Origin of the sequence: Pseudomonas sp. LTR0 (assembly GCF_036630035.1) — a bacterium.
Classification (GTDB): domain Bacteria; phylum Pseudomonadota; class Gammaproteobacteria; order Pseudomonadales; family Pseudomonadaceae; genus Aquipseudomonas; species Aquipseudomonas putida_Y.
The window spans coordinates 3,887,749-3,906,526 of sequence record NZ_CP123734.1; the positions used below are offsets into that span (position 1 = coordinate 3,887,749).

The following is an 18,778-nucleotide window of genomic DNA, read 5'->3' on the forward strand; positions in this document are numbered from 1 at the left end:
CGGCACATGAAATGATCTGGGAGCAGTTACTGAGCTGGAAGCGCAGCTGTCTCTGGCGCTGAAGTCGCTTGGGGCTGGCCGTTGACGCGCGAAGCAATTGTCTTCAGCGCACTGTCCTTCGCCTCGCTCCATATCGATGGGTCAGAGAAGGCCCACACAAAAACCGCCACAAAAACCGCAGTCCAGAAGTTTCCGACAATGCCCGCAGAGCCAGAGGCATGCCACTTCCAAAGGTTTTTGAACACGCCATTCTTGGGAAGCGAGTCCAAGGTCAGGTTATTGATCTGGTCGGCCAAGCGGGACTGAACCCCCTTCAGCTTCTCATCTGCAGCAGTCTGGAGGAACAGGGTAGCAAGGCCGTCGGCTTCGTCACGGTACTTCTTGATCTCGTGCGGCTGGATCTTGATGCTGGTAAAAGCACCGATGTCCATGCCCCGCTTCACAGCCTCGCGCTTCTCCGTCTTGTAGATCGAGTAGGCGATCATGCCAACAAAGTCTTTCTTGTGCTTAACCAGCTTCTCATGCATCTGGTTGTACTTGTTACTCATCCTTGAAGACCTTGTTCTCATTCTCTCGATTGTACTTGTCGCGCGCTTCGATCATGAAATCGTTGATCTTTTTGGAGGAGAGCTTGCCGACAATTGCCTTGGCCATGTCGCTGGGAATGTAGCCTGACATGACCTTGTCGTTGATTCTTTCCGCAAGCGACTTGTGGCGAAGCCCTAAGGTTTTGAGAATCGTGTCGATAGTCATGTGTGCGTACCTCCAGTCCGTTGTCCTACCAATCATAGCTGCCGCGTATCCATTGAGAGCTGAAGTTGAGCGGTAGGTGTCCTCACCCGCCGCACCGTACACCTTCCTACAGGCGCACGAAGTCCATCTAAATCTTACAATGGATACTGGCATATTGCCATACCCCTACTGGGAAAAAACCCTAAATCCCTGTTACAGCTACTCTTTTCGACTGCCGGATGGGCGGAAGGTTCACCAAGCCACGGTAATGGCCATGTGCCTTCCCAGGCTGAGCTCCCGGTCTTAGCGCCTGCTTAGGGTGACCAGCGGTGCATGCATTTGTAATGCTAAAGCCTCGTATTGAGTGACCTGGCCGAGTAATGGCTAACGGCCATCCTCCGGTTTAAAATCGCATTTCCGACAGAGGCTGTCATGCTGTCATGCGGGCTTGCTCGGGAGCGTACTGGTGCTATGGGAAGACAGCTGGCGGCTGGGATGATGTGACAACCTCTGCGTAGATGAACCCTTCAGTGGTGGTGATTGGGACGCTGAACGGACTGCAGTAAACATCGTGCTTGGGAATATTCATCTCCGCACTGTAGGACAAGTCCAGATCCTCGATGACCTTCTTACTCTCCAACTCGGGAATTTCCCTGCACTTGTCCGCGATAACATTGGTTATATTAAAAACAAATTTGTACATATCAAAACCTAACTCGTAGTTTTTGCCATCCAGATTCAGACTGGGCTTCTTGCAATAAAACAGAAGCCCGCTCATTAATGTAGCCGTATAATCAAACACTTCAGTTATAGCCGCCATCTCGCCTGATACAAATTTAATTTTGGACGTTATTATCCACAAAGGACTTAACACTCTTCGCGAACACTTCCAGCGGTATCAAAAGATGTTGACTATGGCTAACAAATACATTTTCTTGAACCTTGACGTGCAGCCGGATCTCATCGACATCGCCAACGTGGTGAAAATAGTTTCTGATGATTCTGAGGAGCTTGAATTCAGGGATATTCTTGATATTACAGTCAAACAACTCATGCAGTTTATCCGCTGTTGAATGCAGGTTATTGAGATAAGTAAATAGCGTGTTTATGTCGCGCTCTTCGGAATAACGGATATCCATCAATTCGCGTTGACTGTGAAAATACCGGTCGATGAAGGTGTGCTTTTCCATAGGCTTTCCCTGCTTTTCCTGGTGTTTCTTTTGCATTCAAGGGTGAGTTTTCAGCGGTGCGTGCGTATTCATGCACCCAATCTTGAGCATCATCAAGTGTGAGATAGGCCATCCACTTGGCCGCCTCAACCGAGGCTTGCCAACGCGGGAAAGGCGGGCTGTATTCATCCGCATGCTTGACGACCACTACCCAGCGTCCACGAGATTTCGGCGTCAACGTCAATCTGAAGTCATCCACCTGTGCGGTGTATGAACCGTCAGCGAGCGTCGACCAGGCGGTGTCACTGTACGTGCGCAGCAGGCGGCGCTGGAAGTACATCATCTACCTCACCAAGGCGAGAAGTTCACCGGATGGCCTCACCTCCCCTCCAGGGCGCGATAGATACCCCTCAGGATGGTTCTGGGCTTTCGGTAGCCTCCCAGGGCTCTCATTCGATCATCAGAGCAGCCGGCGTCCAACCAAGCTCGTTCAAGCTGCTGTGAAGCTGCTCCATTGGATGATCTGTTTGAATCCGGTTTTGGTGTTCTGTTTGGTCGTGTGGGGTGCGGTTTTTGCCAAGGAGGTGGCGTTTTGTGAAGGCGCTCGGGAAGGGTCTGATTAGGACAACGTAAACCCACAGAAGGCCCGTGTTTACTGGGCTTAGGCGAATTCGCGGTATTTGAGGATGAGCTGCAGAGAAGGGTTTTGAGGGTGAAACGGGCTTTTAGGGTTTACGTTTGCCCTTCAAGCGCTTTTTTTTCGCCAGGGGGTTTACTTTTTGGATTTTTCAGGTGTTAAACTAGAGACACGGAACAAGACACTTCTTTCCAGATCCCTTTATTTACTTGGGTTCTAGGCAGCAAGAACGGTTTTGGCAGGTGGGTGGGGTGAGCATTTTTAGTGTTTACCTTGACTACCAACCGAAACTAAAGCGTCCGTGAAACGGTCACACAGCACCACAGCCCCACGGGCCAGCGCCGGGCGGATCACCTGCGCCAGGTGCTGGGCGCGAGCGGCGAACACCAGCAGCAGCTCGGTGTCGGCCGCCATGGCTTCGTCGCTCGGGGCCAGTAACAGTTCACGCACCCTTTCCGCCAGCGGCGTGCCGCCTGGCTCACGGGTCAGCACCACGTCCAGGCCGTGCTCGCGCAGGCGCGCGGCCAGATAGTCGCGGTTGGTGCTCTTGCCCGCACCTTCGGGGCCTTCCAAAGTAATAAACAAGCCGCTCACAGGCAGTCCTTAATGTTGTTCGTCAGGCGTCGGCCGCTCGGCCGCTTGCGCACCGCCGGCAGGGGCATCCTGCGCGGGCGCTTCATCGGGGGCTGGCTGCGCAGCAGGCTCGTCCCCAGCCGGGGGCTCAGGGCGCTGCGCGTCATCGGCGCCCGACGCCTGTTCAGCATCATCGTCAGCTGGCTTTGCCTCTCGCTGCGGCGCGGGGCTGGAGCGGTAGTCCGACCGGCGCTTGAGCTGGAACTCGCGCACCGCCGAGTTGTGGCCGTCGAGGTCGTCGGAAAACACATGGCTGCCATCGCCACGAGCGACGAAGTAAAGGCTGGTGCCATTGGACGGGTTGAGCGCCGCATGAATCGCTTCGCGGCCGACCATCGCGATCGGTGTCGGCGGCAGGCCGGTCATGGTATAGGTGTTGTAGGGCGTAGGCTCGCGCAGGTCAGCGCGGGTGATCTTGCCGTTGTAGCGTTCACCCATGCCATAGATAACCGTCGGGTCGGTCTGCAGCATCATACCCAGACGCATGCGCCGCACGAACACACCGGCGATCTGCCCGCGCTCCTGCGGAATGCCGGTTTCCTTTTCTACCAGGGAGGCCATGATCAGCGCCTGGTAGGGGTCACGATACGGCAGGTCGGTGGAACGCTCAGCCCACTCCTTGGCCAGCACTTCGTCCAGGCGCATGTAGGCCTGCTGCAGCAACTCGACATCGGTCATACCCCGCACGAAGCGGTAAGTGTCGGGGAAGAAGCGGCCTTCGGGGAATACGCCGGTATGGCCGAGCTTGTCCATGACCTCGGCATCCGACAAGCCATCGAGTGTATGCTTGATCTTTTCATGCTTGGCCACGGCCGCGCGCACCTGGCGGAAGGTCCAGCCTTCGACCAGGGTGAGGTTGTACTGCACCACGTCGGCACGGCGCCAGGCGTCGAACAACTGCTCGACGGTCATGCCTGGGGTAAGACGATACTCGCCGGTGTGCAGGGGGGTGCCGGCCATGTTGAAGCGCCAGTACAAACGCAACCAGACGGCGTCGTCGAGCAACCCTTCTCGTTGCATGCTGTAGAACATGCGGTTTGGGTTAGTGCCATTGGGCACATCCAGCAGGCGTTCCTGCGTGACGTGCAAGGGCTGCTCCAGGACCGAGTTGACCTTCCAGGCCGACCAGCCAAACGCCAGGCCGGCAAGGATCAAGCCCATTTCCAGCAACAGCAGGAATTTACGTCTCACGAATTCAGGTTTCCAGTAACGTACGGGCAACGGCCTGCAGTTTACGAGTGAGCGGGCCCGGCGACCAGTTTAGCGCGGCTACGCCACGCACAGGCCAAATGCCGTAAACGCTATTGCAAACAAATACTTCATCAGCTTGCTCCATCGCGTCGAACGACAGGTCGCAGACTTGTACCGCAATACCCAGCAGTGGGGCCTGTTCCAGCAGTGCGGCACGCATCACGCCCGCCACCCCACAACGGCTAAGGTCGGCGGTAAGCAGCACACCATCACGCACCAGAAACAGATTGCTGTATACCCCTTCGATCACCCTGCCCTGCGCGTCACGCATCAGGCCTTCGGCATGGTCGTTGTCCTGCCATTCGGCACGGGCCAGCACCTGCTCCAGGCGGTTGAGGTGTTTGAGGCCGGCCAGCAGTGGTTGTTCCCCAAGCCGGGTCTGGCAAGGGAACAACCGCACGCCATGCTCGGCATGCTCGGCAGGATAGCGGGGTAATGGGCTGCCTTGCAGGATACGCCGCGGCGCAGCATCGACCGCCGGTGCATAGCCTCGCTGACTGTCGCCACGAGTAAGGATGAGTTTGGCGACACCCTCGCCCAACTGGCTGGCGTAGCGCAGCAACTCGTCGCGCACCAGCGCCAGGTCGGCGTTGATTGCCAGGCGCTGGCAGCCCAGCGCCAGGCGTGCGAGGTGGCCGTCCAGCAAGCTGGGCCGGGCGCCTCGCACAGCGATGGTTTCGAACAGGCCATCGCCGTAGGCCAGGCCGCGGTTCTGCAGGTTGAGTGCAGTCGCAGGCTGGCCGTCGATCCAGCTGTGCATCAGCCGGCAAACCGGCGGAATACCAGCGAGCCGTTGGTGCCGCCAAAGCCGAACGAGTTGGACAGCACCACGTCGATCGGCATGCTGCGCGCCTGATGGGGAACGAAGTCCAGGTCACAACCCTCGTCCGGCTCGTCCAGGTTGATGGTCGGCGGAGCCATCTGGCTATTGATTGCCAGCACGCTGAAGATCGCCTCCACCGCGCCCGCGGCGCCCAGCAAGTGACCCGTCATCGACTTGGTCGAGCTGACCGCCAGCTTGTAGGCATGCTCTCCGAACACGCGCTTGATCGCCGCCACTTCCGCCACATCGCCCGCCGGGGTAGAAGTGCCGTGGGCGTTGATGTAGCTGACTTCTTCCGGCTGGATACCGGCATCGCGCAAGGCGTTGGTCATGCAGCGGGCAGCGCCTTCGCCAGAGTCAGGCGGCGAAGTCATGTGGTAGGCGTCACCGCTCATGCCAAAGCCAACCAGCTCGGCATAGATAGTCGCACCGCGGGCCTGGGCGTGCTCCAGCTCCTCGAGCACCAGGGCACCAGCACCGTCGGACAACACAAAGCCGTCACGGCCCTTGTCCCACGGGCGGCTGGCCCGGCTTGGCTCGTCATTGCGAGTAGACAGCGCGCGCGAAGCACCAAAACCGCCCATGCCCAGACCACAAGCGGCCATCTCGGCGCCACCGGCGATCATCACGTCAGCTTCACCGTAGGCGATATTGCGTGCGGCCATGCCAATGCAATGGGTGCCGGTGGTGCAAGCAGTGGCGATAGCGTAGTTCGGCCCCTGCAGGCCCAGGTGGATCGACAGGAAACCGGAGATCATGTTGATGATCGAACCCGGCACGAAGAACGGCGAAATGCGGCGCGGCCCCGAATCGTGCAGGGTGCGGCTGGTTTCCTCGATGTTGGTCAGGCCACCGATACCCGAGCCCATGGCCACGCCAATACGCTCGCGGTTGGCGTCGGTAACCTCCAGGCCGGCACTACGCACCGCCTGGAAACCGGCCGCCAGGCCGTACTGGATGAACAGATCGAGTTTGCGGGCCTCTTTGGCCGACAGGTACTGCTCAACCTCGAAGCCTTTCACCGAGCCGCCAAAACGGGTGGAGTAGGCAGACAGGTCCGTGTGTTCGATCGGACCAATGCCACTGCGGCCAGCCAGAATGCCCTGCCAGGTGCTCGGTACATCGGTACCCAGTGGCGACAGCATACCCATACCGGTGACCACGACGCGTCTACGCGACACAGTACTCTCCTTTTCTAATAACAGAGTCTCTTGCCATTGCATTCAAGCACTGGAATGCAATGGCAACAGACTCTTGGTGCGCGGTGAACGAAGCAGCCTGAAAACGCGAGGCGCTCGCAAAGAAAAAACCGCACGCCGGCGAAGGCAGTGCGGTTTTCCCCGACAAGTAGCGTCGACTGTAGCGTCTTAGGCCTGGTGGGCCAGGACGTAGTCGATAGCAGCTTGAACGGTAGTGATCTTCTCGGCTTCTTCGTCAGGGATTTCGGTCTCGAATTCCTCTTCCAGAGCCATCACCAGTTCAACGGTGTCAAGCGAATCGGCACCCAGGTCATCGACGAAGGACTTGGAGTTAGTCACTTCTTCTTCCTTGACGCCCAGTTGCTCGGCGACGATTTTCTTGACGCGTTCTTCGATGGTGCTCATACCTAGTTTTCACTCCTAATGGATATATGTCAGGCAGCTGGCCGGTGGCTAATTTTATAGAAAGACGTTCGCTTTTCAAGCGAAACGCACCTTCAGGCTAGTCACCCCACCCGCTGCCTGGAATCTGGTTGCAGCTTTATAACGGATTTTAGGCTCGCAGTATGACTCTTTTTTTACGAAACCCGTCACATTGAGTTGCAGTATTACATGTACATCCCGCCGTTGACCGGCACGGTAGCGCCAGTCACGTAGGCTGCGCCGTCGGACGCCAGGAACGAAACCACCTTGGCAATTTCGTCAGCCTGGCCCAAGCGGCCCAGCGGAATCTGGGTCTGCAGGGCTTCGCGCTGAGCTTCCGGCAGCTCGCGGGTCATGTCGGTATCGATGAAGCCCGGGGTCACCGAGTTGACGGTGATGCCACGCGAACCCACTTCACGCGCCAAGGCGCGACTGAATCCTTCCAGGCCGGCCTTGGCAGCCGCGTAGTTGGCCTGCCCAGCGTTACCCATCGCACCGACGACCGAGCCGATGCTGATGATACGACCCCAACGTGCCTTGGTCATGCCACGCAGCACGCCCTTGGACAGACGGTAGAGGCTGTTCAGGTTGGTGTCGATGACATCGAACCACTCGTCGTCTTTCATGCGCAGCATGAGGTTGTCGCGGGTGATACCGGCGTTGTTGACCAGGATGGCCGGCGCGCCGAACTGCTCGCCAATGGCGGCCAGTACGGCTTCAACCGATTCGGCGCTGGTCACGTTCAGCTCCATGCCGGTGCCGGTGATGCCGTGCTCTTTCAGGGTGGCAGCGATACGCTCGGCGCCGGACGCCGAAGTGGCGGTACCGATCACGGTCGCGCCCTGGCGGCCCAGCTCTAGGGCGATGGCCTGGCCAATGCCACGGCTGGCGCCGGTAACCAGTGCAACTTTACCTTGCAGGCTCATGCAAGCTTCTCCAAATCAGGCCAGTGCCGCACGGGTGGCAGCAACGGCGTCAGGGGTGTTGAGGTTGTAGGTGGTCACGCCGTCGGCGCAACGCTTGTTAAGGCCAGCCAGTACCTTGCCCGGGCCACACTCGACCAGGTTGACCGCACCGTTGGCGGCCAGGGTCTGCACACACTCGACCCAGCGTACCGGCTGGTACAGCTGTGCCAGCAGGTCGTGCTTGAGGGCATCGAGGTCGGCGGCGACGGCGGCAGTGACGTTCTGCACCACCGGAATCTGCGGGGCCTTCCAGTCAATGGCATTGACCGAATCGGCAAAGCGCTCGGCGGCCGGCTTCATCAGGGCACAGTGCGACGGGACGCTGACCGCCAGCGGCAGGGCGCGCTTGGCACCTTTGGCCTTGCACAGTTCCATGGCGCGATCTACCGCAGCCTTGTTGCCGGCGATGACCACCTGACCAGGCGAGTTGAAGTTCACGGCACTGACCACTTCATCCTCAGCGGCTTCGGCGCAGATTTCCACGACCACAGCATCGTCCAGGCCGAGAATGGCAGCCATGGCGCCGTGACCGGCCGGTACGGCTTCCTGCATCAGCTGACCGCGGCGCTCGACCAGGCGAACGGCGTCTTTCAGGCTGATGCTGCCGGCGGCGACCAGAGCGCTGTATTCGCCCAGGCTGTGACCGGAAACGAAGGCAGGCTTGGCACCGCCCTCTTCCAGCCACAGGCGCCACAACGCGATGGACGCGGTGAGGATCGCCGGCTGGGTCTTGTCGGTCTGGTTAAGTTGCTCTTCCGGGCCGTCCTGGACCAGCTTCCACAGGTCGTAGCCGAGCGCTTCGGACGCTTCCTTGAAGGTTTCGATGATCACTGGCTTCTCGGCGCCGAGCTCGGCGAGCATGCCCAGCGATTGGGAACCTTGACCGGGAAAGACGAATGCGAGGGATGCAGACATTGAACAAGCCCTTATGATCTTGTCGTCGGATAGTGTGCGCCAGGCCCGAGGCCAGGCGCGGAATCTGAAAACTTGGATGGAAACACAGACCAAGCGGTCACATTTAAGCACTTCATCGGCGAAATGCCTAAGGCAACAGGTCTTCAAGGCGGCCATGCAGCCGCTGCGGCAGGTTTTCCTGAATTTCGATCAGCGCCCGCTGGATGGCACTCTGAAACCCCTGCACGCCCGCCGAACCATGGCTCTTGATAACGATACCCTGCAGCCCCAGGAAGCTCGCCCCATTGTGCCGCGCCGGCGCCAGGTCAGCTTGCAGACGCTTGAGCAGCGGCATGGCAACGGCTCCGGCAACGCGGGCAAAAGCACCGCCCTTGAACAGTTTTTCGATGCGCGCACCGATCATCGTCGCCAGGCCTTCGCTGGACTTGAGCAGTATGTTGCCGACAAAACCGTCGCACACCACCACGTCTGCCTCACCCCGGTACAGGCCATCCCCTTCGACGAAACCGACATAGTTGAGGCCGCGGGCATTCTGCAACAGCGTGGCAGCCAGCTTGACCTGCTGGTTACCCTTGATGTCCTCGGTACCGATATTCAACAGCGCGACCCTTGGCCGGTGCACACCCAGAGCCTGGGCAGCCACAGAGCCCATTACAGCGAACTGGTAGAGGTTTTCGGCACTGCAGTCGACATTGGCGCCCAGATCGAGCAGTTGGCAGTAACCCGTCTGGGTCGGGATCGCCGCCACCATGGCCGGCCGGTCGATACCCGGCAGAGTCTTGAGCACAAAGCGCGACAACGCCATCAGCGCCCCGGTATTGCCGGCACTGACGCAGGCCTGGGCTTTTCCGTCGCGTACCAGTTCGAGGGCGATGCGCATCGACGAATCCGGCTTGCCGCGCAACGCCTGGGATGGCCGCTCGTCCATGCCGACCACCTCACTGGCGGCGACAATCTGCAGGCGCGCGCGATCCGCAGCTGGCAGGCCACTGACGAGATCTTCAAGGAGGGAGGGTTGACCGACGAGGGTCAGGTGCAGCGAGGGGGTAGCCGAAAGGCAGGCAATGCTAGCCTGGACAATGCTGCGGGGACCGAAGTCCCCGCCCATTGCGTCGATCGCGATGACCTGAGCGGACAAGGATTACTCGTCAGCGCCCTTGTCGACCACTTTGCGACCACGGTATACGCCTTCTGGCGAAACGTGGTGACGCAGGTGAACTTCACCGGTGGTTTTCTCTACCGACAGCGCGTTTTCCGACAGGGCGTCGTGCGAACGGCGCATGTCACGGGCAGAGCGGGATTTTTTGTTCTGCTGAACAGCCATAATTGATTAACTCCTAAACGTTTGGGTCACGCTTTAACTGCGCCAAAACACTGAACGGGTTGGACCGCGATACCTCGTCCTTGCTCGATTCGGGCTCGTCTGCGCCCGCCGGCTGCTGGCATTCTTCCGGATGATGAGCAGGCACGATTGGCAAGGCGAGCAAAAGCTCCTCCTCGACCAATGCCTGCAGATCCAAAGGATCTTCGCCCAGTTCCAGCACGTCATAGCCTTTCGGCAACGACTGGGTATTCGCACCCTCCTTCACCACTGCGTAAGTACATTCGCTGTGGATCGGCAGGGTGACCAGCTCAAGACAACGCTGGCAAACCATCTTGACTTCGACGTCCAGCTCGCTGTGGATAACCACCACGTGCTGCTCATCTCGTTCAAAATCGAACTTCGCCTGCACCGTACCGACATTGTCGGAAAGCGGGTCGCAGAGTCTTTCCAAATCAGCGAGTTGCAGCGAACCGTTAAGGGTTACGCCACGATCGGCTAATTTGCGCGGGTCAACGTGAGGTGGAATCGGGTCATTCAACATAGGCGCAGCATTCTAGGGATGCCCCCCGCCCCTGTCAAAGGAAATTAGGCGGCATCGTGCGTGATAGAATTGGTTCAACCGAACCCGGAGTCTACCATGCTTCCTTTGTTACTGGCTTCCAGCTCTGCCTATCGCCGCGAACTGCTCGCACGCCTGCACCTGCCCTTCACCTGGGCAAGCCCTGATATAGACGAGCAACGCCTGGATGGCGAGCCGCCCGTGGAGCTGGTACGCCGGCTGGCCAGGCAAAAGGCCGAGGCACTGGCAGGCAGCTACCCTGGGCACCTGATTATCGGCTCGGACCAGGTTGCAGTATTGGGTGAGCAGGTGCTGGGCAAGCCGCACACGTTCGAGCGCGCCTGCGAGCAACTGCTGGAGTGCAGCGGGCAACAGGTGAGCTTTCTGACCGGGCTGGCGCTGCTCAACAGCTCAACCGGGCACTGCCAGGTGGATTGCGTGCCGTTTACGGTGACGCTGCGCGAGTTGAGCAGGGAGCGGGTCGAGCGTTATGTGGCAGCGGAACAACCGCTGGATTGCGCTGGCAGCTTCAAGGCGGAGGGGCTGGGGGTTAGCTTGTTCCAGGGCACGCACGGGTGCGATGCGACCAGCCTGATCGGGCTGCCGTTGATTCGGCTGGTGGATATGCTGATGAAGGAAGGGGTGGAGATACCTTAGCCTGGCTTGAGTTTTTTGTTGTCAGCGAGGTCGAGCGCCGCCCGCGCGGCGCATCGCGAGCTACGCTCGCCCCTACGTTTGTTTCAGGCCAGTAACGCCTGTTAAAGGCGCGCGCGACCGCCTTGTTTGTGCGACGCGATATTGCGTCATGCGCCAAGGCGTTCGCGTGCAAATGGCACAGGAATGGAAGGGGTGGAGATACCTTAGCCTGGCTTGAGTTTTTTGTTGTCAGCGCGATCGAGCGCCGCCCGCGCGGCGCATCGCGAGCTGCGCTCGCTCCTACGTTTGTTTCAGGCCAGTAACGCCTGTTACAGGCGCGCGCGACCGCCTTGTTTGTGCGACGCGATATTGCGTCATGCGCCAAGGCGTTCGCGCGCAAATGACACAGGAATGGAAGGGGTGGAGATACCTTAGCCTGGCTTGAGTTTTTTTGTTGTCAGCGAGGTCGAGCGCCGCCCGCGCGGCGCATCGCGAGCTACGCTCGCTCCTACGTTTGTTTCGGGCCAGTAACGCCTGTTACAGGCGCGCGCGACCGCCTTGTTTGCGCGAGGTGATATTGCGTCATGCGCCAAGGCGTTCGCGTGCAAATGGCACAGGAATGATTGGCCTGAAACAAACGCAGGAGCGAGCGCAGCTCGCGATGCGCCGCGCGGGCGGCGCTCGACCTCACAAACCCCGCGAATCGCGCGACAAACACCGCGCGACGAGCCCTCAGCGCAACTGCGGCCCCTGGAACCCCATCCACATCGCCAGGTGCTCAGCCACGCTGGCCCCCACGCGCTTGGAGAAGCGATCGAACGGCGACTCCTGAACGGTGAAGTCCACCAACTCTTTCTCACCCACGATCTCACGCGCCACATAGCTGGCACTGCCCAGGCCATCCACAAGCCCCAACGCCTTGGCCTGCTCACCCGACCAGATCAGGCCACTGAACAACTCCGGGTGCTCCTTATCCTTCAGGCGCTCACCCCGCCCCTGCTTGACCATGGCGATGAACTGCTGGTGCGTGGTATCCAGCACACCCTGCCAGAACCGGGTCTCTTCTGGTTTTTCCGGCGAAAAAGGATCAAGGAACGCCTTGTGCTCACCCGAAGTGTAGGCACGCCGCTCGACCCCCAGCTTCTCCATGGTGCCGACAAAGCCATAACCGGCCGCCGTCACGCCAATGGAACCCACCAGGCTGGCCTTGTCGGCATAGATCTCGTCCGCCGCACTGGCGATGTAATAGGCACCGGAAGCACCAAGATCAGTGATGACCGCATACAGCTTGATGGCGGGATACTCAGCACGCAGGCGACGGATTTCGTCATACACGTAACCCGCTTGCACCGGGCTGCCACCCGGGCTGTTGATGCGCATCACCACAGCCTTGGTCTTGTCGTCCCTGAACGCCTCTCGCAAGCTCTTGACGATGTTGTCGGCGCTGGCAGCCTCCTGATCGGCAATCACCCCGCGCACCTCGACCAGCGCGGTATGGCTGGCACTGCGCGAAGCAGCCTTGTCCATGTCCATCAGCGGCGAGAACAACGCCAGAATGCCGAACAAGTAGACGAAGGTCAGCAGTTTGAAGAAGATCCCCCAGCGCCGTGACCGTCGCTGCTCCTGCACGCTGGCCAGCAAGGTCTTTTCCAGCAGCTTCCAGCTGTTGCGCTCTTCGCGCTCCTCGCGCTCGGCCTCGGGGGCTTTCCATTCGTCTGCCATGCTTACCTACCTTGGAAGTGGAATTGCGGAACCACCCAGCCACTCGCGCAACTGGGAAAAGTGATCGATGCATACCTGCGGACCAAACTCGGCCAGCGCCTGCAGCGACATGGCACCATAGCCAACCGCCACCGAATGCATGCCGGCATTGCTGGCCATTTGCAGGTCGAATGCCGAATCTCCGACCATCAGCGCACGCGCCGGTTCGACACCACAATGGCCGAGGATTTCCTCAAGCATCAGCGGGTGCGGCTTGCCCCGGGTCTCGTCAGCGGCGCGGGTGATATCGAAGAACTGCTCCCAACCATTGGCCTTGAGCACCCGATCCAGCCCGCGACGGGCCTTACCGGTGGCCACCGCCAGGCGGTAACCCTCGGCACGAAAGGCATCCAGCGACTCGACCACGCCATCGAACAGCGGCGAAGGCTGCTGATCCAGCGCAACGTAGACATCGGCATAGTGCTGGCGGAAGCTGGCAACCCCTGCGGGCGACAGGTGCGGGTACAAGGTATGGATCGCCTCGTCCAAGGCCAGACCGATGATACCCTTGACCGCAGCGTCGCTGCTCTGCGCCTCGCCGGCACGCTCGGCGGCAACATTCATGGCCTGGACGATACGCCCAATGGAATCGGCCAGAGTGCCATCCCAGTCGAAGATCAGTAGCTCATAGCCCTTTTTCATGGATCAGGACGCACTCAGCCGTTCAATGGTTTTCGCCCAAACCTCATCCACAGGCGCCTCAAGCTTCAACTCGCCACCGTCTGGTAGCGGCACGGTCAACGCATAGGCATGCAGGAACAGGCGCTTGCCACCCAGCTCACGAATTTCGCGACTGAAATCTTCGTCGCCGTATTTGCTGTCGCCAGCGATCATGTGCCCGGCATGCAGGGTATGCACGCGGATCTGATGGGTACGACCGGTGATCGGGCGCGCCTCGACAATGGTGGCAAAGTCACCAAAGCGGCGCAGCACGCGAAACAGGGTGAGCGCCTCCTTGCCTTCCTCGTTCACTTCGACCATGCGCTCGCCAGAACGCAGGTTGCTCTTGAGCAACGGCGCGTTGACCTGCTTTTTCGAGGTTGGCCAGTGGCCGCGCACCAGCGCCATGTAGCGCTTGTCGACACCATCGCCGCGCAGGGCGGCATGCAGGTGGCGCAGCATGCTGCGCTTCTTGGCAATCATCAACAGGCCAGACGTGTCGCGATCCAGGCGGTGCACCAGCTCCAGCTCCTTGGCGTCGGGGCGCAACTGGCGCAGCGCCTCGATCACCCCGAAGCTCAGGCCACTGCCGCCATGCACGGCGATGCCGGCCGGCTTGTTCATCACGATAAGCGCCTTGTCTTCGTAGACAATGGCGGCTTCCAGGCGCTGCAGCAGGCCTTGGGCCACCGGTGCCGGCTCGTCTCGCTCCGGCAGGCGAACGGGCGGCACCCGTACGATGTCGCCGGCCTGGATTTTGTACTCCGGCTTGACGCGGCCCTTGTTGACCCTCACCTCACCCTTGCGCAGGATGCGGTAGACCAGTGTCTTGGGCACGCCCTTGAGGGCCGTGATGAGGAAATTATCGATGCGTTGGCCGGCAAGCTCCGGCGCGACTTCGATCAGCTGAACGCCGGAAGTCGGAGGGGTATTGGTCGTCATTGCGGGATCATAACAATTTTTTATGGAATTGAAGCACTTAATCATTGCTGCTATAGTCGCGAACGCCGCCAAAAGCGGCAGGCCAGCGGCACCAGGCTCTTTGCCGGTCCCTGACCTTCGCAATTCTCCAGGACGCGAGGCCGTCCTACGGGGTTTTCGCCAGTTTACCGAAATGCCTGGAATCGCCACCAGCGCCGTGTAGAGAAGACCGAAAAAAAACGACAAGTGCGGTGTTTCACCTGCTTACCCGATTCTTTTCGCTGCACCTCTGCCCGCGAGTCGCTTCCACGCAACGCCCGGCGAATGCTTCGGAAATACCTGCCTTGGACATGAATGGCGCCAGCGCAGAACCAGCGCTGGCGAAAAATGCAACCCGTTGCGGATTCAGCGCGCGGCAGCACCCGAATTATCAGGGATACGTGCAGGGTGGAGATGCACAGCCCTCGGACCGTGTAGCACCGCGTCCGGCCACCAGCCCACTGACGGCTGGTGAGCGGATAAGGTCCTGAACAGATGCCCACCGGGCGTCCACGGCTGACGGTTGATTCCTCCTCCTGACTGAGTGCACAAGGCCCGCTTGGTTGATTCGGATACCTATTCGAAGCCACCGGGGCCTTGTTGGCACCGCAGCAAACAGGACGCGTCGTCGCGACAACGGCAGGCTGGGCAACCGGCTGGTGCCGAACGTCGCTCGACACGGGGGTGGCCCGGCCACCCTTTGCGCACCTTGGCACCGACCATGAGACGTCGTGTGTGCCGAACGCCGTTTCCGGCAGCCCGGAAACCGACGGTACAACATGAAAAGAATGCTGATTAACGCGACTCAACCCGAAGAGTTGCGTGTAGCCCTGGTGGACGGCCAACGTCTCTACGATCTGGACATCGAGTCCGGCGCGCGCGAGCAGAAAAAGGCCAACATCTACAAAGGCAAGATCACCCGCATCGAACCCAGCCTCGAAGCCGCCTTCGTCGACTTCGGTTCCGAACGTCACGGCTTCCTGCCGCTGAAAGAAATCTCCCGCGAGTACTTCAAGAAGGCCCCAGAAGGCCGGGTCAACATCAAGGAAGTGCTCAGCGAAGGCCAGGAAGTCATTGTCCAGGTCGAGAAGGAAGAGCGCGGCAACAAAGGCGCCGCCCTCACTACCTTCATCAGCCTGGCCGGCCGCTACCTGGTGCTGATGCCCAACAACCCACGTGCCGGTGGCATCTCCCGCCGCATCGAAGGCGAAGAGCGCAACGAACTGCGCGAAGCGCTGAACGGCCTGACCGTGCCGGGCGACATGGGCCTGATCGTGCGCACTGCCGGCCTTGGCCGCAGCAGCGAAGAAATGCAGTGGGACCTGGACTACCTGCTGCAACTGTGGACCGCCATCAAGGAAGCGTCGCTAGACCGCGCCGCGCCATTCCTGATCTATCAGGAAAGCAACGTCATCATCCGCGCCATTCGCGACTACCTGCGCCAGGACATCGGCGAAGTGCTGATCGACAGCATCGAAGCCCAGGAAGAAGCGCTGACCTTCATCCGCCAGGTGATGCCGCAGTACGCCAGCAAGGTCAAGCTGTACGAAGACAGCGTGCCGCTGTTCAACCGCTTCCAGATCGAAAGCCAGATCGAGACGGCCTTCCAGCGCGTGGTTGACCTGCCGTCCGGTGGCTCGATCGTGATCGACCCGACCGAAGCCCTGGTGTCCATCGACATCAACTCGGCGCGCGCCACCAAAGGCAGCGACATCGAAGAAACCGCCCTGCAGACCAACCTGGAAGCGGCCGAGGAAATCGCCCGCCAGCTGCGCCTGCGTGACATCGGCGGCCTGATCGTCATCGACTTCATCGACATGACCCCGGCGAAGAACCAGCGCGCCGTTGAAGAGCGCGTTCGCGAATGCCTGGAAGCCGACCGCGCCCGCGTGCAGGTAGGCCGCATCTCACGCTTCGGCCTGCTGGAAATGTCCCGCCAGCGTCTGCGCCCATCGCTGGGCGAAAGCAGCGGCATCGTCTGCCCACGCTGCTCCGGCACCGGCATCATCCGTGATGTCGAGTCGCTGTCGCTGGCCATCCTGCGCCTGATCGAAGAAGAAGCCCTGAAGGACCGCACCGCCGAAGTACGTGCCCAAGTGCCGATCCCGGTGGCCGCCTTCCTGCTGAACGAAAAGCGCAATTCGATCACCAAGATAGAGCTGCGCACCCGTGCGCGCATCATCATCCTGCCGAACGACCACCTGGAGACCCCGCACTTCGAAGTCCAGCGCCTGCGCGACGACAACCCTGAAGTGCTGAACAACCAGTCCAGCTACGAAATCGCCGCCGCCGAAGCCGAAGAAGCGCCGCAGCCGACCGCCACTCGCACCCTGGTACGCCAGGAAGCCGCAGTGAAGACGGCCCCGGCCCGCGCCAACGCACCGGTACCGGCCACCGCTGAAGAGTCCCAGCCTGCCGCCCCGGTCGCCCCTGCCCCGAGCGCTCCGGAGCCAAGCCTGTTCAAGGGCCTGGTGAAGTCGCTGGTCAGCCTGTTCGCCGGCAAGGACGAGCCTGCCGCCGCGCCAGTGGTTCCCGCCGCCGAAAAACCGGCTGCCGAACGCAGCCCGCGCAACGAAGAGCGCCGCAACGGCCGCCAGCAAAGCCGCAACCGCAACGGCCGCCGCGACGAAGAACGCAAGCCGCGTGAAGAGCGTGCCGAGCGTGCACCGCGCGAGGAACGCGCCCCACGTGAAGAGCGTGCACCGCGTGAGGAGCGCGCCCCACGCGAAGAACGTGCACCGCGTGAAGAACGTGCTCCACGCCAGCCACGCGAAGACCGCCGTAGCAACCGCGGCGAAGAGCGCGTTCGCGAACTGCGCGAGCCGCTGGACGCTACCCCGCCAGCCGAACGTGAAGAGCGCCAGCCGCGTGAAGAGCGTGCTCCACGCGAAGAGCGCGCACCTCGTGAAGAGCGTGCCCCTCGCGAAGAACGTGCTCCACGCGAAGAGCGCGCCCCTCGTGAAGAACGTGCTCCACGCGAAGAGCGCGCCCCTCGTGAAGAACGTGCTCCACGCGAAGAGCGCGCACCTCGTGAAGAACGTGCTCCACGTGAAGAACGCGCACCTCGTGAAGAACGTGCTCCACGTGAAGAGCGCGCCCCTCGCGAAGAACGTGCCCCGCGCCCACCACGCGAAGAGCGCCAACCACGCGCTGCCGAAGAAGCAACCGAACAGGCTGCCGAACTGGCCGAAGAGCAACTGCCAAGCGAAGAGCTGCTGCAAGACGAGCAGGAAGGCACCGATGGCGAGCGCCCGCGCCGCCGCTCCCGTGGCCAGCGTCGTCGCAGCAACCGTCGTGAGCGTCAGCGCAACGCCAATGGCGAGCTGATCGACGGCAGTGAAGAAGAAGGCAGCGAAGAGCAGCCACAACAGCACCAGGCCACCGAGCTGAGTGCCGAACTGGCCGCCGGCCTTGCCGTGACTGCCGCTGTTGCCAGCAGCAACATCAGCTCCGACGCAGAAGCCCAGGCCAACCAGCAGGCAGAACGTGCCACCGCCGAAGTCGCTGCTGTTGCAGAAACCGACAGCAGCGAAGCCGCCCAGCCGGCTGAGCCCGTCGAAGCAGTCGCCAAAGCTGAAGAAGCAGCCGTGGCCCCAGCGGTAGAGCAGCCGGTCACCGAGCCAGTGACCGTAGCCGAGGCAACTGCCGAGCCTGTGGTCGAAACTGCCCCGCAGCCTGTTGCTGAAAATACTCCTGCTGTTGAGCCGGCCGTGGTTGCAGAACCCGTGGCCACTCAAACCCCAGTAGAAGCCCCAGCGGTGGAAGGCGGCGAGAGCGAACAGGCCCCGGCCATGGTCGAAGTCACCCCGGTTGCCGTGCAGCCTGCCCCGGTTGTCGAAGCCCAGCCAGAAGTGGCGGCCGAACCTGCACCTGCAGCGGCCGAACCTGCCACTGTCATGCTGGCCAACGGCCGCGCACCGAACGACCCACGTGAAGTGCGTCGCCGCAAGCGTGAGGCCGAGGCTGCTGCCAAAGCCGCACAGGAAGCTGCTGCAGCCTCCCAGGAACCAGCCTTGGAATCCGCCGATGAGCACAAACCTCATCACGGCTGATAGCCAAAGCTGAATGAAAAAGCCCCGCCAGTTCGCACTGGCGGGGCTTTTTTTGGCTTGCTGTCCCGGCCTCTTCGCG

Annotated in this window: 18 protein-coding genes and 1 pseudogene; 3 read left to right on the forward strand and 16 right to left on the reverse strand. The window is 60.8% G+C overall.

Annotated features, from left to right (window positions below; translation table 11 throughout):
• Positions 1-26: 26 nt before the first annotated feature.
• Both QCL51_RS17870 and QCL51_RS17875 read right to left on the reverse strand, forming a co-directional pair.
• A complete protein-coding gene (locus tag QCL51_RS17870) occupies positions 27-548 on the reverse strand; it encodes a hypothetical protein (protein WP_338443896.1) in 522 nt (173 codons plus the stop codon).
• Positions 541-753 carry a hypothetical protein gene (locus QCL51_RS17875; protein WP_209871603.1) on the reverse strand — a complete coding sequence of 71 codons (213 nt, stop codon included), beginning with the start codon at positions 751-753 and terminating at the stop codon, positions 541-543. The genes QCL51_RS17870 and QCL51_RS17875 overlap by 8 nt, the downstream gene beginning before the upstream one ends.
• Before the next feature lie 893 nt (positions 754-1,646).
• Here QCL51_RS17875 and QCL51_RS17880 point away from each other — a divergent pair.
• Positions 1,647-1,805 carry a hypothetical protein gene (locus QCL51_RS17880; protein WP_338443898.1) on the forward strand — a complete coding sequence of 53 codons (159 nt, stop codon included), beginning with the start codon at positions 1,647-1,649 and terminating at the stop codon, positions 1,803-1,805.
• A 7-nt stretch (positions 1,806-1,812) separates the two neighbouring features.
• Here QCL51_RS17880 and QCL51_RS17885 read toward each other — a convergent pair whose 3' ends face one another.
• The 11 genes and pseudogenes from QCL51_RS17885 to QCL51_RS17935 form a co-directional block, all read right to left on the reverse strand.
• Complete coding sequence (locus QCL51_RS17885; RefSeq protein ID WP_338443900.1) at positions 1,813-2,244, reverse strand: hypothetical protein; 432 nt, start codon at positions 2,242-2,244, stop codon at positions 1,813-1,815.
• A gap of 588 nt (positions 2,245-2,832) precedes the next feature.
• Positions 2,833-3,132: pseudogene (gene tmk / locus QCL51_RS17890) on the reverse strand (dTMP kinase); the annotation flags it as partial.
• Positions 3,133-3,141: 9 nt separating this feature from the next.
• Complete coding sequence (gene mltG, locus QCL51_RS17895) at positions 3,142-4,362, reverse strand: endolytic transglycosylase MltG (RefSeq protein WP_274118690.1); 1,221 nt, start codon at positions 4,360-4,362, stop codon at positions 3,142-3,144.
• Between the two features lie 4 nt (positions 4,363-4,366).
• Complete coding sequence (gene pabC / locus QCL51_RS17900; RefSeq protein WP_021784985.1) at positions 4,367-5,182, reverse strand: aminodeoxychorismate lyase; 816 nt, start codon at positions 5,180-5,182, stop codon at positions 4,367-4,369.
• Positions 5,182-6,426 carry a beta-ketoacyl-ACP synthase II gene (gene fabF / locus QCL51_RS17905; RefSeq protein WP_101195964.1) on the reverse strand — a complete coding sequence of 415 codons (1,245 nt, stop codon included), beginning with the start codon at positions 6,424-6,426 and terminating at the stop codon, positions 5,182-5,184. Before fabF ends, pabC begins: the two co-directional genes overlap by 1 nt.
• A gap of 186 nt (positions 6,427-6,612) precedes the next feature.
• Positions 6,613-6,849, reverse strand: a complete 237-nt coding sequence (gene acpP, locus QCL51_RS17910; RefSeq protein WP_021784983.1) for an acyl carrier protein — start codon at positions 6,847-6,849, stop codon at positions 6,613-6,615.
• A 203-nt stretch (positions 6,850-7,052) separates the two neighbouring features.
• Positions 7,053-7,793: a 3-oxoacyl-ACP reductase FabG gene (gene fabG / locus QCL51_RS17915; protein WP_003247160.1), complete on the reverse strand. Its 741-nt coding sequence runs from the start codon at positions 7,791-7,793 to the stop codon at positions 7,053-7,055.
• A 15-nt stretch (positions 7,794-7,808) separates the two neighbouring features.
• A complete protein-coding gene (fabD, locus tag QCL51_RS17920) occupies positions 7,809-8,747 on the reverse strand; it encodes an ACP S-malonyltransferase (protein ID WP_021784982.1) in 939 nt (312 codons plus the stop codon).
• Between the two features lie 127 nt (positions 8,748-8,874).
• Positions 8,875-9,885, reverse strand: coding sequence for a phosphate acyltransferase PlsX (gene plsX, locus QCL51_RS17925; RefSeq protein WP_021784981.1), 1,011 nt, complete (start codon positions 9,883-9,885; stop codon positions 8,875-8,877).
• A 3-nt stretch (positions 9,886-9,888) separates the two neighbouring features.
• On the reverse strand, positions 9,889-10,071 hold the full coding sequence (gene rpmF, locus QCL51_RS17930) for a 50S ribosomal protein L32 (RefSeq protein WP_003247154.1): 183 nt from the start codon (positions 10,069-10,071) through the stop codon (positions 9,889-9,891).
• A 13-nt stretch (positions 10,072-10,084) separates the two neighbouring features.
• A complete protein-coding gene (locus QCL51_RS17935; RefSeq protein ID WP_010952934.1) occupies positions 10,085-10,612 on the reverse strand; it encodes a YceD family protein in 528 nt (175 codons plus the stop codon).
• 96 nt (positions 10,613-10,708) lie between these two features.
• Between QCL51_RS17935 and QCL51_RS17940 the strand changes: the two genes are divergently transcribed.
• Entirely contained in the window at positions 10,709-11,287 is a 579-nt protein-coding gene (locus QCL51_RS17940) for a nucleoside triphosphate pyrophosphatase (protein ID WP_021784979.1), read from the forward strand.
• 711 nt (positions 11,288-11,998) lie between these two features.
• Here QCL51_RS17940 and QCL51_RS17945 read toward each other — a convergent pair.
• Genes QCL51_RS17945 through rluC form a run of 3 tightly spaced genes read right to left on the reverse strand, consistent with a single transcriptional unit; the run spans position 11,999 to position 14,629 of the window.
• Positions 11,999-12,988: a S49 family peptidase gene (locus tag QCL51_RS17945; protein WP_021784978.1), complete on the reverse strand. Its 990-nt coding sequence runs from the start codon at positions 12,986-12,988 to the stop codon at positions 11,999-12,001.
• A 6-nt stretch (positions 12,989-12,994) separates the two neighbouring features.
• Complete coding sequence (locus QCL51_RS17950; RefSeq protein WP_021784977.1) at positions 12,995-13,669, reverse strand: HAD family hydrolase; 675 nt, start codon at positions 13,667-13,669, stop codon at positions 12,995-12,997.
• 3 nt (positions 13,670-13,672) lie between these two features.
• Positions 13,673-14,629 carry a 23S rRNA pseudouridine(955/2504/2580) synthase RluC gene (rluC, locus tag QCL51_RS17955; protein WP_031322712.1) on the reverse strand — a complete coding sequence of 319 codons (957 nt, stop codon included), beginning with the start codon at positions 14,627-14,629 and terminating at the stop codon, positions 13,673-13,675.
• 797 nt (positions 14,630-15,426) lie between these two features.
• Between rluC and rne the strand changes: the two genes are divergently transcribed.
• On the forward strand, positions 15,427-18,699 hold the full coding sequence (rne, locus tag QCL51_RS17960) for a ribonuclease E (RefSeq protein WP_338443903.1): 3,273 nt from the start codon (positions 15,427-15,429) through the stop codon (positions 18,697-18,699).
• Positions 18,700-18,778 lie beyond the last annotated feature (79 nt).